At 68.3% G+C, this 12829-nt stretch carries 13 protein-coding genes; 4 read left to right on the top strand and 9 right to left on the bottom strand.

The annotated features are described in order from the left end of the window. Window positions 1-67 precede the first annotated feature (67 nt). From LU699_RS11480 to nudC, 3 genes are read left to right on the top strand one after another with little or no spacing between them, the layout of a single operon-like run. A complete protein-coding gene (locus tag LU699_RS11480) occupies window positions 68-790 on the top strand; it encodes a DUF6776 family protein (protein WP_232138040.1) in 723 nt (240 codons plus the stop codon). Window positions 791-822: 32 nt separating this feature from the next. After that, entirely contained in the window at window positions 823-1197 is a 375-nt protein-coding gene (gene erpA / locus LU699_RS11485; protein ID WP_232117933.1) for an iron-sulfur cluster insertion protein ErpA, read from the top strand. 54 nt (window positions 1198-1251) lie between these two features. Further along, window positions 1252-2139 carry an NAD(+) diphosphatase gene (gene nudC / locus LU699_RS11490; protein WP_232138038.1) on the top strand — a complete coding sequence of 296 codons (888 nt, stop codon included), beginning with the start codon at window positions 1252-1254 and terminating at the stop codon, window positions 2137-2139. A gap of 9 nt (window positions 2140-2148) precedes the next feature. Here the strand turns inward: nudC and LU699_RS11495 are convergent, their stop codons facing one another. The 5 genes from LU699_RS11495 to purD all read right to left on the bottom strand — a co-directional run bounded on the left by LU699_RS11495 (window position 2149) and on the right by purD (window position 6911). After that, on the bottom strand, window positions 2149-2586 hold the full coding sequence (locus LU699_RS11495; RefSeq protein WP_232138036.1) for a DUF2752 domain-containing protein: 438 nt from the start codon (window positions 2584-2586) through the stop codon (window positions 2149-2151). After that, entirely contained in the window at window positions 2586-2966 is a 381-nt protein-coding gene (locus LU699_RS11500) for a CD225/dispanin family protein (RefSeq protein ID WP_232138035.1), read from the bottom strand. The genes LU699_RS11495 and LU699_RS11500 overlap by 1 nt, the downstream gene beginning before the upstream one ends. A gap of 111 nt (window positions 2967-3077) precedes the next feature. After that, on the bottom strand, window positions 3078-5027 hold the full coding sequence (locus tag LU699_RS11505) for an MFS transporter (RefSeq protein WP_232138034.1): 1950 nt from the start codon (window positions 5025-5027) through the stop codon (window positions 3078-3080). Between the two features lie 59 nt (window positions 5028-5086). Further along, window positions 5087-5557 (bottom strand): acyl-CoA thioesterase, encoded by a 471-nt coding sequence (locus LU699_RS11510; protein WP_425491236.1) that lies wholly within the window; start codon window positions 5555-5557, stop codon window positions 5087-5089. Between the two features lie 55 nt (window positions 5558-5612). Then, window positions 5613-6911: a phosphoribosylamine--glycine ligase gene (gene purD / locus LU699_RS11515; RefSeq protein WP_232138032.1), complete on the bottom strand. Its 1299-nt coding sequence runs from the start codon at window positions 6909-6911 to the stop codon at window positions 5613-5615. Window positions 6912-7065: 154 nt separating this feature from the next. On the opposite strand from purD, the gene LU699_RS11520 reads away from it, so the two are divergent. Next, window positions 7066-8541 (top strand): alanine/glycine:cation symporter family protein, encoded by a 1476-nt coding sequence (locus tag LU699_RS11520; RefSeq protein ID WP_232138031.1) that lies wholly within the window; start codon window positions 7066-7068, stop codon window positions 8539-8541. A gap of 90 nt (window positions 8542-8631) precedes the next feature. On the opposite strand, the gene LU699_RS11525 is transcribed toward LU699_RS11520, so the two are convergent. From LU699_RS11525 to LU699_RS11540, 4 genes are all read right to left on the bottom strand, one after another. After that, the gene (locus tag LU699_RS11525; RefSeq protein ID WP_232580175.1) at window positions 8632-9525 is read right to left on the bottom strand and encodes a hypothetical protein; all 894 of its coding nucleotides are present in this window, start codon (window positions 9523-9525) and stop codon (window positions 8632-8634) included. Between the two features lie 90 nt (window positions 9526-9615). Then, window positions 9616-11241 (bottom strand): bifunctional phosphoribosylaminoimidazolecarboxamide formyltransferase/IMP cyclohydrolase, encoded by a 1626-nt coding sequence (gene purH, locus LU699_RS11530; RefSeq protein WP_232138029.1) that lies wholly within the window; start codon window positions 11239-11241, stop codon window positions 9616-9618. Window positions 11242-11453: 212 nt separating this feature from the next. Continuing rightward, a complete protein-coding gene (gene fis, locus LU699_RS11535) occupies window positions 11454-11723 on the bottom strand; it encodes a DNA-binding transcriptional regulator Fis (protein ID WP_232138027.1) in 270 nt (89 codons plus the stop codon). Between the two features lie 117 nt (window positions 11724-11840). After that, window positions 11841-12806 (bottom strand): DUF3426 domain-containing protein, encoded by a 966-nt coding sequence (locus LU699_RS11540; RefSeq protein ID WP_232138025.1) that lies wholly within the window; start codon window positions 12804-12806, stop codon window positions 11841-11843. Between the last annotated feature and the right edge of the window lie 23 nt (window positions 12807-12829).

Raw genomic sequence — 12829 nt, forward strand, 5'->3', positions numbered from 1 at the left:
CAACGCCGGCGAGTATAGGACCGGCTTCGCCTTGACGCGGCGCGACGGCGCTGGCTATACCGTGACGATGAACGACACTCCGCCTCCCGTGGCCAAGCCGCCATCGGCCACCCGCCGCGCGCGTGGTCCGCGCATCGTCATCGCACTCGCGGTGGTCGTCGCACTCGCGCTGCTGTTCGGGCTCTGGGGCGCCTGGCAGGCGTTCTCGCCGACCTCGGGCAATCCGCAGCGCCAGTTGGCGACGCAGCAGACCGAACTCGACAGCCTGCAGCAGCAGGTGTCGACCTTGACCCGGTCCGACCAGATCAGCCGCGATGCGAACCGCGAACTGCAGGGCACGCTGGCCGAACGCGACGAGGAAATCGCCGCGCTGCGCGCGGATGTCGCGTTCTACGAACGATTCGTCGGTGCGACCGCGCAACGCAAGGGCCTGACCGTGCACGAACTGCGCATGCAGCCGCGCACCGATCAGGGCTGGCACTACACCGCGACCCTGACCCAGAGCCTGAGCCGCGAGGCCGCGAGCGTCGGCACGATGCGGCTGTCTGTCGAAGGCACCCGCGACGGACGCCTGGAGACGCTGGAATGGGATCAACTGCGCCAACGCGACGATGCCGCGCGCGTGGCGTATTCGTTCAAGTACTTCCAGCAGGTCGAGGGCGACATCGTGCTGCCGCCGGGCTTCCAGCCGCTGCGCGTGGTCGTGCGGCTCGAGCCGGAGCGTGGCAGCGCGGTCGAGCGGCCGTTCAGCTGGGCAGATGTGACGCCGCGTTCCGCACCCGGCGCTTGAAGCGGGGGGCACGCAGCCCCATCCTGTGTGCCATGAATGACGTGCTCACCATCGAAGGTCCCGGTTACCAGTCGCTGGAGCGTCCGCTGGATTTCACCCCCGCGGCTGCGGCCAAGGTGCGCGAACTGATCGAGGGCGAAGGCAATGCCGCGCTCAACCTGCGTGTCTACATCCAGGGCGGCGGCTGCTCCGGCTTCCAGTACGGCTTCGAGTTCGACGAGCAGCGCACGGACGACGATCTGGCCGTGGTGACCGACGACGTGACCCTGGTCGTCGATCCGCTGAGCCTGCAGTACCTGATGGGCGCCTCGGTCGACTACGTCGAAAGCCTGCACGGCGCGCAGTTCACGATCCGCAACCCGAACGCCAAGTCGACCTGCGGCTGCGGCAGCAGCTTCAACGTCTGAGTCGCGTCGCCCGCGTGTCGCCATCGCGACACCGCCCGGGGCGATAATCGGCGCATGGACTTCAGCTTCGTCGACGCGCCGCTCGATCGCGCAGAACATCTCCGGACCGATTCCGACGCGCTGGCCCGCCTGTGGCCGGAAGCGCGTGTGCTGGTGCTCGATGCAAAAGGCGATGCCCGTGTCGATGCACACGGCATGCCGCCCGCGCTCGACGGCACGGTGGTCGGCAAGCGCCCCGGATCCGCGGTGTTCCTCGGTCTGCACGATGCGCAGGGCTGGTTCGCGTTGCCCGCCGTCGATGCGCCCGCCACGCTGGATGTGCCGGCGACGATCGATCTGCGCACCGCGGCCGCGCAATGGCCGGTCCGCGAGGCAACCGCGTTCGCGCAGGCGCGTGCGGTGCTGCACTGGCGGGACCGGCATCGCTTCTGTGGCGCCTGCGGCGCGCCGCTCGAATACGCGCGTGCCGGCTGGCTGGGACGCTGCACCGGGTGCGGCATCGAGCATTACCCGCGCACCGATCCCGCCGTAATCGTCGCGGTCACCGACGGGTCGCGTCTGTTGCTGGGCCGCCAGGCCGCATGGCCGCCCGGGCGCTATTCGACGCTGGCCGGGTTCGTCGAACCGGGCGAGACGCTGGAGCAAACCGTCGTGCGCGAAGTGTTCGAGGAAAGCGCGGTGCGCGTGACCGGTTGTCGCTATCTCGCCTCGCAGCCGTGGCCGTTCCCGGCCTCGTTGATGCTCGGCTTCATTGCCGACGCGGGCCCGGATGCGCCGCAGGTCACTGATGAGCTGGAAGACGCGCGCTGGTTCGACGCCGACACGATTGGTGAGGCGCTGCGTGATGTGCATCCGGAATTGAAGCTGTCGCCGAAGTCGTCGATCTCGCGCTGGCTGATCGCGCACTGGCATGCACAGCACACGGGCGATGCGATTGGCTGAGTGTTTCGATCAGCCCGGCGCGAGCAGGGTGAACGGAAACCACGGCAGGTTGCGCGCGATCCAGTAGACCAGCACCAGCGCGACCCAGGGTTTCCAATCCGCAGCAACGCGGGCGAGCCGCTGCAGCCAGGGCGGCCGCCAGCCCAGATGCCAGACCGCGAACAGCGGTGCCAGCGCGAGCAGCACGAACAGCAACGGGTTCATCGAGAACGCACGCGGGAGGTCGCCGTGGGCGAGCGCGTGCAGACAGCGGGTCAGGCCACAGGCCGGGCAATGCCAGCCTGTGGCGCTGTAGAACATGCACGGCGGAAACGGATTGCCGGGCGCGTTCGGATCGAAGGTGCGCAGCAGCCATGCGCCGCCCGCCGCCAGTGCCACGCCGCCGCCCGCGAGGGCGAAGGTCGAAGACCGGATGCGGCGCGGCGCGTGGCTGCCGGCCAGCGACATCAGCTGCCGGCCTGCATCTGGTCGAGGATCATCTGGTACTGCGCCATGCCGCCGCCGAGGGTCAGCGAGTAGATCGTCCACAGCAGGCCGATGATGCACAGGCCGGTGGTCACCCAGCACCAGGTTTTGGCGGTGTTCGACGCGCGCTGAGCGCCGGCGAGATCGCCCTGGCCGAGCAGCGTGTTGACCTTCGCCGAGAACACGATGGCGACGATGCCGGGAATCGTGCCGATGATGCAGCACAGGCACAGCGACAGCACGGTGACCACGATGGACCACGCGAGATAGTTGGGCACAGTGCCCGGGGCGATCGGCGAACCGGGAAGCGGCGCTTCCGGGATGCCGTACGAGCCGGGTGGCGGCGGCGGAATCGAACTCATCGAGAAAGCTCCTGGGTGCTGGAACGGTTGGGAAATGTCGATGACCGCCGTCCGTGGACGGGGACGCCGTACTGTAGCGCCAGAGACGCAAAAAGCGATGTCACGAAAGACTCATGCGGCGTCGCCGCGCAGCATCCGCACCTGTGCTTCGAGCGTGCCGGCGTCGATCGACGCGCCGTCCTCGATCCGCGGCCCGGCGACGACGTCGATCTGCGCGCGCGCGCGGCGCGGCACGCGCATGCGACCCATGCGTGAATCGCGATGGCTCCACATGCTCGACCACATGCCGCGCAGCGCCATCGGCACCACCGGCACGCGCTGACCGCGCTCCGCGGCGCGCTCGAGGATGCGCTCGACGCCCGACTTGAACGCTGCGATCTCGCCGTCGCGGGTCAACTTGCCTTCGGGGAAGATGCCGACCAGTTCGCCTTCGGCCAGCGCCGCATCCACCGCGTCGAACGCGCGCTGCATCAGCTCGGGATCTTCCTTCGCACCGGCGATCGGAATCGCCTTCGCGTGGCGGAAGATCCAGTGCATGCCTGGCACGTTGTAGATGCGGTGATACATCACGAAGCGCACCGGCCGCGGAATCGCCGCCGACAGGATCAGCGCATCCATGTAGCTGACGTGGTTGCAGACGATCAGCGCAGCGCCATCGGCCGGCACCGCGGATTCGATGTCGCGCAGTCGTAGCCGGTAGAGCACGCGCACCAACAGCATGCTGGCGAAGCGCATCAGGAACTCGGGCACGATGGTGAAGATCCACAGCGCGACCAGACCGTTGGCGATCGCCAGCGCCAGGAACACCTGCGGAATGCTCAGCCCCGGCAGCGGAATGCGTACGCCACCGAACGCGAGCTCGTCCATCTGCAACAGCACGCCGAGGATCGCGGCGGTGACGATGAAGAGCGAGTTCTGGATGTTGAGTCCGGCGATCACGCGCGACAGTTCCGACCTCGGTGTGCGGCTCTGGATCAGCGCGAACAGCGGCACGACGAAGAAGCCGGTGAACATGCCGATGCCGGTCAGATCGATGACGATGCGCCAGCCGGCCCAGTCGCCGAGGAACTGCGCGATGGTGAGGCCAGTCGCCGGCGGTGCGCCGGGACGCGCGAAGTACAGATCCAGCAGGAACGCGGTGATGCCGAACGCGCCGATCGGCACCAGGCCGATTTCGACCGAGCGGGCCGACAGCTTCTCGCACAGCAGCGAACCGACGCCGACGCCGATCGAGAACAGCGCCAGCGCGAAGATGTACAGCGCGGTGTCGTTAGCGACGCCGCCCAGATGCAGTTCGGCGTAGGTCGGCAACTGCGCGGTCAGCACCGTGCCGACGAACCAGAACCACGACACGCCGAGAATCGCGTTTCGCACCGCGAGCTGGCGCTTGGCCAGACGCATGATCGCGCGCGATTCTGGAATCGGGTTCCAGTTGACCTTGAGCTCGGGGGCGCCGGCGTCGACCTTGGGAATCATCCGCGCGACGACATTGCCCGCCACCGCCAGCACGATTACCGACACCGCGGCGGCCTCGGGCCCGTAGCTGCCGGCGAGCTTGAACACCAGGCCGCCGTAGATCATGCCGACGAGGATCGAGATCGACGTGCCCATTTCGACCAGGCCGTTGCCGCCGGTGAGTTCTTCCGGCCGCAGCACCGACGGCAGGATCGAATACTTCACCGGGCCGAACAGCGTGGACTGCGTGCCGGTGAGGAACAGCGCGACCAGCAGCACAGCCATGTTCTCGAGCAGGAAGCCTGCGGCCGCGACCGACATGATCACGATCTCCATCGTCGTCGTGATGACGATGAGCTTCTGCTTCTCGACCTTCTCCGCGATCTGCCCGGCGATCGCCGAGAACAGGAAGTACGGCAGGATGAAGAGTGCCGGCGCGAGGTTGGTGTAGAGCGTGCGCTCTGCGGTGCTGACGCCCAGGAAGAACAGCAGCGCGATGATCGACTGCCGGTAGACGTTGTCGTTGAACGCGCCCAGCGCCTGGACCGTGAAGTAGGGCAGGAAGCGGCGCTGCTTCAGCAGCGCGAACTGGGACTGGCCGGACATGCAGGCTCCTCGACGAATGCGCGGAGCCTAGCAAAGCCGCATGGCGGCAGGTGGCGGAATCAGTCGATCGTGTCGGGGAAGGTCTCGCGCACCGCCCGGTAGCGTTGCTCGAGTTCCTGGCGGATCTCGCGCCGCTGGCGTCCCTGCTCGAACCGGCGCCGCTCCTCGGATGTCTGCGGCTCGCGCGGCGGCACCGGGGTCGAGCGACCGTCCTCGTCCATCGCCACCATCGTGAAAAAGCAGCTGTTGGTGTGACGCACCGCGCGGTTGCGGATGTCCTCGGTGATGACCTTGATGCCGACTTCCATCGACGTGCGCCCGGTGTAGTTCACCGAGGCGAGGAAGGTCACCAGCTCGCCGACATGAATCGGTTCGCGGAACGTGACCTGGTCGACCGACAGCGTCACCACGTAGCGGCCGGCGTAGCGGCTGGCGCAGGCGTAGGCCACTTCGTCGAGATACTTCAACAGCGTGCCGCCGTGCACATTGCCGGAGAAGTTCGCCATGTCCGGCGTCATCAGCACGGTCATGCTGAGCTGGGCGTTGCCTGGGATCACGAGTGTGGCCTTGGCGGGAGGGAAGGGATCAGGCGTCGTCGCGTTCGCGTGCGATCGCGCGCCAGCCGATGTCGTGGCGGTGGAACTCGCCGGGCCACGAAATGCCGGCAAGCTCGCCATAGGCGCGCGTCTGCGCATCGGCGACGGTCTCGCCGAGCGCGGCCACGCACAGCACGCGACCACCGGCGGTCACGGCCTGGCCGTGCGCGTCGAGTTTCGTGCCTGCATGGAAGACCTTGGTGTCGGCCAGCGGCGGCGTATCCCAGGTGTTGATGACGTCGCCGGTGCGCGGCGTGTCGGGATAGTGTTCGGCCGCCATCACCACGCCGAGCGACGGACGCGGATCCCACTGCGCTTCGATGCCGGCGAGCCGGCCGTCGATCGCGGCTTCGACCAGATCCAGCAGGTCGGACTGCAGGCGCAGCATCACCGGCTGGGTTTCCGGATCGCCGAAACGCACGTTGAACTCGATGACCTTCGGCGCACCCTGCGGATCGATCATCAGGCCGGCGTAGAGGAAACCGGTGAACGGCACGCCGTCTTCGATCATGCCGCGCACGGTCGGCTCGACGACTTCGCGCATCACGCGCGCATGCACCTCGGGCGAGACCACAGGCGCGGGCGAGTACGCGCCCATGCCGCCGGTGTTGGGGCCGGTATCGCCATCGCCGACGCGCTTGTGGTCCTGGCTGGTCGCCATCGGCAGCGCGATCGCGCCGTCGACGATCGAGATGAAGCTGGCTTCCTCGCCGTCGAGGAATTCCTCGATCACCACGCGCGCACCGGCTGCGCCGAACGCGTTGCCTGACAGCATGTCGGTGATCGCGGCTTCGGCTTCTTCCAGCGACATCGCCACGATGACGCCCTTGCCCGCGGCAAGGCCGTCGGCCTTGATGACGATCGGCGCGCCGTGCTGGCGCACGTACTCGATCGCGGTGTCGGCATCGGTGAACACCGAATAGCCTGCGGTCGGAATCGCGTGCCGCGCGAGGAAATCCTTGGCGAAAGCCTTGCTGCCTTCGAGCTGCGCGGCGGCCGCGGTGGGTCCGAAGATACGCAGGCCGGCGTCGCGGAAGCGATCGACGACGCCCGCGACCAGCGGCGCCTCGGGACCGACGACGGTTACGTCCACGCCTTCGGACTGCGCCAGCGCCAGCAGCGCATCGAGATCGGTCGCGGAGACGTCGACGTTGCGGCAGCCGGCTTCCTTCGCCGTGCCGGCATTGCCCGGCGCGACCAGGACTTCGCCAACCTGCGGCGACTGCGCGAGCTTCCACGCCAGCGCGTGTTCGCGACCGCCGGCACCGATGACGAGGACCTTCTTCATGCGCAACAGACCGGATACAAGGGGGCCGCCAGTTTACGGCGTCGCGGCGCGCCTCGCTGCGCGCGTGTCGTCCCTGCGGTTCCGATGCTGACGGGTCGGTCCGGACCCGATTGCTACACTCGATCGTTTCGCCGCAACGGAGTCGCGACCGCCGATGGATCTGGTCCAGCTGATCGAGAACGTCCTGTCACCCATCGTCGGCGGCATCAACGGCGTGTTGTGGAATTACCTGCTGGTCGGCGTGCTGCCGCTGGTCGGCATCTGGTTCAGCGTGCGCTTGGGCTTCATCCAGTTCCGGCGGTTCCCGAAGATGATCTCCGGCCTCGTGCGCGGCACCGGCGACGACAATGCCGGCATCTCGCCGCTGCAATCGCTGTGCACCAGCCTCGCGTCGCGCGTGGGCACAGGCAATCTGGTCGGCGTGGCGATCGCGCTGACGGTCGGCGGCCCGGGCGCGATGTTCTGGATGTGGGTGGTCGCGTTCTTCGGCATGGCGACGGCGTATGTGGAGAGCGCGCTGGCGCAGCTGTACAAGCGTCGTGATGCGGTGGGCCACTATCGCGGCGGGCCGGCGCTGTACATGGCCTACGGCCTGCGCAAGCCGTGGCTCGGCGCGATCTTCTCGGTGTGCCTGATCCTCGCCTTCGGTTTCGTGTTCAGCGCGGTGCAGGCGAACTCGATTTCCGAAGCGGTGACCGGCGCCTGGGGCATCCATCCGGGCTGGACGGCAGCCGTGCTCGTGGCGCTGTCGGCGCCTGTGATCTTCGGCGGCCTGCGCCGCGTCGCGAAGATGTCGGAGCTGATCATTCCGGTAATGGCACTTGCCTATCTCGCGCTCGCAGCGTGGGTGATCGTCAGCAACATCACCGAAGTGCCGGCGATGCTGTCACTGATCGTGCGCAGCGCCTTCGGTCTCGACCAGGCGGCCGGCGGCGTGCTCGGCGGCCTCGCGGTCGCGCTGCTCAACGGCGTCAAGCGTGGCCTGTTCTCCAACGAGGCCGGCATGGGCAGCGCGCCGAACATCGCCGCGTCCGCGACGCCGGTGCCGCACCATCCGGCCAGCCAGGGTCTGGTGCAGTCCTTCGGCGTATTTGTCGACACGCTGGTGATCTGCACCGCGACTGCGCTGATGATCCTGATGTCGGGTGCGCTCGACACGGCCGGCGGCGACGGCGCGGTGCTGACCCAACAGGCGATGGCCTTCCACTTCGGCGACTGGGGCCCGACCTTCATCGCGGTGGTGCTGTTCTTCTTCGCCGGCACGTCGATCTTCGGCAATTACGCCTATGCCGAAAGCGCGGTGATGTTCCTGCGCGGCGGCCGCATCTCGATCCTGCTGCTGCGCCTGGGCAGTCTGGCGATGGTGGCCTGGGGCGCGTTCGCCAAGCTCGACATCGTCTGGGATACCGCCGATGCGGCAATGGGCATGATGGCGACGGTGAACCTGATCGCGGTCGTGCTGCTGTCGGGCGTGGCGATCAAACTGACCCGCGACTACGACCGCAAGATCCGCGCCGGTGACGCGTCACCGCGACTGGATGCGGCGGATTTTCCGGAGCTGGGCGATGCGATCGATCGCAGCATCTGGACGGCGGAAAAGACCGTGGCGCCGGTGGCGAACGTCAAGTAAGCGCTGCGCCGTTTGCGCGTGTCGATACGGTGCTGCGGGCGACGACGGGTGTCGCTGCGCTCTACCCGTCCTGCGATGCGTTGGCCCGGCTCAGTCGCAGCCGTCGCGCTGCAGCGAGGCGGGCACGGTCCAGGTGCCGCTTGCCACGTCGAACGGCACTTGGTGCGTGCGCTCGACGCGACGTCCGCAGGCATCACCCTGTTCGCGCACACGCAGCGGCCAGGCGGCTGCGCTGGCATCGCGATCGTCAATATCGAGTTCGAACGACAGGTCGTAGGCGGCATCCGGCGCGCAGTCGTCGCGCTCGGCGCAGCCCGCCATCGCGCCGAGATTGTCGAGGCTGCTGCGCAGCGTCGCGGCGACCTTGAAGCCGTCGCCATCGGGCAGCACGAGGCTGCTGTTGCCGATCGTGATGCCCTGGCCGGTGAAGCCGTCGTCGACGACGAAGCCGTACAGGCGCGGACCAAACCGGCGCACGTCGACACCGGCGACATCGCCGGTACTGCCGAAGCCGTCCATGTGCGTGCGTGCGTCGGCAGAGACGGTATCGGCGTCTGCGCGCAACAGGAAGAAGTCGATGCGCGCGGTGGTCGCGTGTCCCGCGTCGTCGGGCACACCGCAGATGGCGACGAGTTCGGCCGGTGCGTCCGGTGTGCCGATCGCCTCGCGTGCGCAGACTTCGCGCGAGGCGGCATCGTTGCCGAGTCCTTCGGCGACAGGTGTGCCCGGCCAGTCGCCCGACAGTTGCGCGAGGTCGCCGTACTGGCTCACGAGGAAGCTGCGCACCGCGCCGCCGTCGAGACCGGTGACCGGCAGCGCGTCATCGCGAGGCATCTCACGGGTGCGCGTGGCAAGCGCCTCGGGTGTCGAAGCCGGCATTACGGCGGCGGCCGGTGGCGCGGGTGTCTGGCCGCAGGCGCCGAGCGAGAGCAGCAGACAGACGGGGAGGGCGGCACGCGACAGCGTCGAGCGGGCGTACAACATCGGCGCATCCTGCGGAGAAGATGCGCCGGACTCTAGCAGCGGCGTCGGCGTGCACCATTCACGCCGACGTGCATGCGCGATGCGCGGTGATCAGTGGCGGAAGTGGCGCACGCCGGTGAACACCATCGCGATGCCGTGTTCGTCCGCGGCGGCGATCACCTCGCCGTCGCGCATCGAACCACCCGGCTGGATCACCGCCTTGATGCCGGCTTCTGCGGCGGCGTCGATGCCATCGCGGAACGGGAAGAACGCATCGGAGGCCATCACCGAACCCGGCACGACGAGGCCTGCATCGCCCGCCTTGATGCCGGCGATACGCGCCGAATAAACGCGGCTCATCTGGCCGGCGCCGACGCCGATCGTGCGGTGATCCTTCGCGTAGACGATCGCGTTCGACTTCACGAACTTCGCCACTTGCCAGGCGAACAGCAGATCGCGCAGCTGCGGGTCGGTCGGCGCGATCTTCGTCACGACCTTGAGCTCGTCCGCGGTGACTGCGCGGATGTCCGCGGTCTGCATCAGCAGGCCGGAGCCCACGCGCTTGACGTCGATACTGTTTCCCGCCGCCTGCCCCGGACTTGATCCGGGGTCGCCATGCGGAATGCGCAGCACGCGCACGTTGGCCTTTTTCGTCGCGTAATCCAGTGCGCCCGGCTCGTAGTCGGGCGCGATCAGCACCTCGACGAACTGGCGGTCGAGGATCGCCTTCGCTGTCGCTGCGTCGAGCGTGCAGTTGAAGGCGATGATGCCGCCGAACGCGGATGTCGGATCGGTCGCGTAGGCGAGTTCGTAGGCATCGCCACACGCCGCGCCGACGGCCACGCCGCAGGGATTGGCGTGCTTGACGATCACGCAGGCCGGTGCATCGAACTGGCGCACGCATTCCCACGCGGAATCCGCATCGGCGATGTTGTTGTACGAGAGTTCCTTGCCCTGCAGCTGCTCGAACGTCGCCAGCGTGCCCGGCACCGGGTGCAGGTCGCGGTAGAACGCCGCCTGCTGATGCGGGTTCTCGCCGTACCGCAGGTCCATGACCTTGACGAAGTTGCCGTTGCTCTGGCCGCCGAACGGCGCGCGCTGCGCGGCGCCCGCATCGGAGGGTTCGGCGATCGACGACAGCACGTCGCTGATGCGCGCGTCGTACTGCGCGACGCGGTTGAACGCGGCGACCGACAGCGCGAAGCGCGTATGCGCCGACAGTGCGCCGTCGTTGGCGTCGAGTTCGGCCAGCAGCGCGTCGTACTGCGCCGGATCGGTGGCCACCGCAACATGGGCGAAGTTCTTTGCCGCCGCGCGCAGCATCGCCGGGCCGCCGATGTCGATGTTTTCGACGATGTCGTCGAACTTCGCGTCGGGCGCGTAGGCCACGCGTTCGAACGGGTAGAGGTTGAGCACCAGCAGGTCGATCGCGTCGATGCCGTGTTCGGCCATCACCGCATCGTCGGTGCCGCGGCGCCCGAGCAGCCCGCCGTGCACCTTCGGGTGCAGGGTCTTGACCCGGCCGTCCATGATCTCCGGAAAACCGGTCACGTCGCTGACGTCGCGCACGGTGAGACCTGCTTCGCGCAGCGCCTTCGCGGTGCCGCCGGTCGACAGCAGTTCGACGTTGCGCGCGGCGAGCGCGCGGGCCAGATCGAGCAGGCCGGTCTTGTCGGACACGGACAGCAGGGCACGGCGGATCGCGGTGGGCGCGCCGGACGGAACGGAGACGGTCATGGAAGTCGACTGCGGGCGAGGGGGCCGGGAATTATAACGGCCGTGCGTTGGCGGCTCCGAACCGGTTCTACGCCCTGCTGCGCTTGCCGCTGGCCCGAAGGGTGGACGTCATGGATGGCGGACACAATGCGCACGTATCACTCTAACGACGTGCTTCCTGCGCGCCGCCACGCACCATCCGACTGCGCTCGCGACGGGCCTCGAGCCGGTTCTCAGGTCAGCCCGTACTCGCGCAGTTTCTTGCGCAGCGTGGCGCGGTGGATGCCGAGCATCGCCGCGGCGCGGCTCTGGTTGCCGTCGCAGAAATTCAGCACTTCGACGAACAGCGGAATCTCGAGCTCGCGCAGCGCGACCTCGTAGAGGTTGTCGGTGTCGTTGCCGTTGAGATCGCCGAGATAGCGCTGGATCGAGGTCGCGACGTGTTCGCGCAGGGGCGTGCGCGGTGCTTCGCGCGTGCTGCTGTCGGTGCGGTCTGCGTTCAAGTCGAGTCTCGGAATGGCGGCGTCGCTGTCGCGGCCGGAAGTCGAGGACGACGGCTGTGCGGACGGCGGAGCGGCAGGCCAGTCTAGCGCGGCCCCAGGGCGGCTGCCAGCGTGGTTTCAGAGAAAATCGAAGGCGAACGAGACCGCCCGCGCGTCCGGTTCGACGAGCTGCAGACGGGCGTCGGCGCTGTCGCCGGCGGCGAGTGTCGGCTGCGCCGGCGCGCCTTGCAGATACTCCTGCGCTGTGAACACGCGGGTGCCGACCGCGCGTCCGTCGATGTCCGACAGCGTCAGCCGCAAGCGCGGCCAGGCCTGCGCCCAGCGCGCATCGTTGCGGAAGGTCGCGGTGGCGAGCAGTTGTCCGGCGCGCGCGCCATCGGGCCGCACATCACGCGCGAGCACGGTCAGCGCCGCGGGCTCGCGCCACGGTGGCAGGCTGCAACGCAACGCGCCGCACAGGCGTGCGAGCGTGGGGCGCCAGCCGGGATCGGATGCGAGCCGTGCGCGATCGGCGAGCAGCACCTGCAGGCCGAGCAGCAGCGTCAGCGCGACGACGGCGCCGTAGAGGATGCGATGTTGTCGACGCATGCGCGCATCGAGCGGACCCGGCGCACCGCGCCGCGCGAAGCTCGGCGAAGTGCGCGTGGCTGCAGGCCTGGGTGCAGGCGCCGGCAGCGGTGCTTCGACAGCTGCGGGCGGATCAACGGGCGTGGTCCCGGCCACATTCGCGACGGCGTCGTCGACGACGCCGGTGTCGACAGGTACATCCGCCGGCGCGAGCGTTGCAATGTTGTCTTCGTGCACCACGCGTGGCGATGCAGGCGTCTCGCGCAGCACCGGCTGTTCTGCCGGCGTTCCAGTCGCTGGTATCTCCGGCGCTGCGGACTTGGACGCATCCGGTGTTCCGCTCGGCGTGGTCGCGACGTCCGCAACCGGCGTCGGCGTCTTCAGCAGCGAGGCCACCGACATCGGCGGCGAGGCACTGCGCAGCACACCGCGGCAACGCGGGCAGCGTTCCGGCGGCTGGTCGGTCGCGGGGTCGGTGGCGACCAGCGAACCGCAGTGCTTGCAGTTGATGAACATGCGGCTATTGAATCACGCCGCCG

This window comes from Luteimonas fraxinea (assembly GCF_021233355.1).
GTDB classification, from domain to species: domain Bacteria; phylum Pseudomonadota; class Gammaproteobacteria; order Xanthomonadales; family Xanthomonadaceae; genus Luteimonas; species Luteimonas fraxinea.

Coding starts and splice junctions, on each gene's coding strand:
- LU699_RS11480 (WP_232138040.1), top strand. CDS start 68: ATGAACGACACTCCGCCTCCCGTGGCCAAGCCGCCATCGGCCACCCGC.
- erpA (WP_232117933.1), top strand. CDS start 823: ATGAATGACGTGCTCACCATCGAAGGTCCCGGTTACCAGTCGCTGGAG.
- nudC (WP_232138038.1), top strand. CDS start 1,252: ATGGACTTCAGCTTCGTCGACGCGCCGCTCGATCGCGCAGAACATCTC.
- LU699_RS11495 (WP_232138036.1), bottom strand. CDS start 2,586: ATGTCGCTGGCCGGCAGCCACGCGCCGCGCCGCATCCGGTCTTCGACC.
- LU699_RS11500 (WP_232138035.1), bottom strand. CDS start 2,966: ATGAGTTCGATTCCGCCGCCGCCACCCGGCTCGTACGGCATCCCGGAA.
- LU699_RS11505 (WP_232138034.1), bottom strand. CDS start 5,027: ATGTCCGGCCAGTCCCAGTTCGCGCTGCTGAAGCAGCGCCGCTTCCTG.
- LU699_RS11510 (WP_425491236.1), bottom strand. CDS start 5,557: ATGACCGTGCTGATGACGCCGGACATGGCGAACTTCTCCGGCAATGTG.
- purD (WP_232138032.1), bottom strand. CDS start 6,911: ATGAAGAAGGTCCTCGTCATCGGTGCCGGCGGTCGCGAACACGCGCTG.
- LU699_RS11520 (WP_232138031.1), top strand. CDS start 7,066: ATGGATCTGGTCCAGCTGATCGAGAACGTCCTGTCACCCATCGTCGGC.
- LU699_RS11525 (WP_232580175.1), bottom strand. CDS start 9,525: ATGTTGTACGCCCGCTCGACGCTGTCGCGTGCCGCCCTCCCCGTCTGT.
- purH (WP_232138029.1), bottom strand. CDS start 11,241: ATGACCGTCTCCGTTCCGTCCGGCGCGCCCACCGCGATCCGCCGTGCC.
- LU699_RS11540 (WP_232138025.1), bottom strand. CDS start 12,806: ATGTTCATCAACTGCAAGCACTGCGGTTCGCTGGTCGCCACCGACCCC.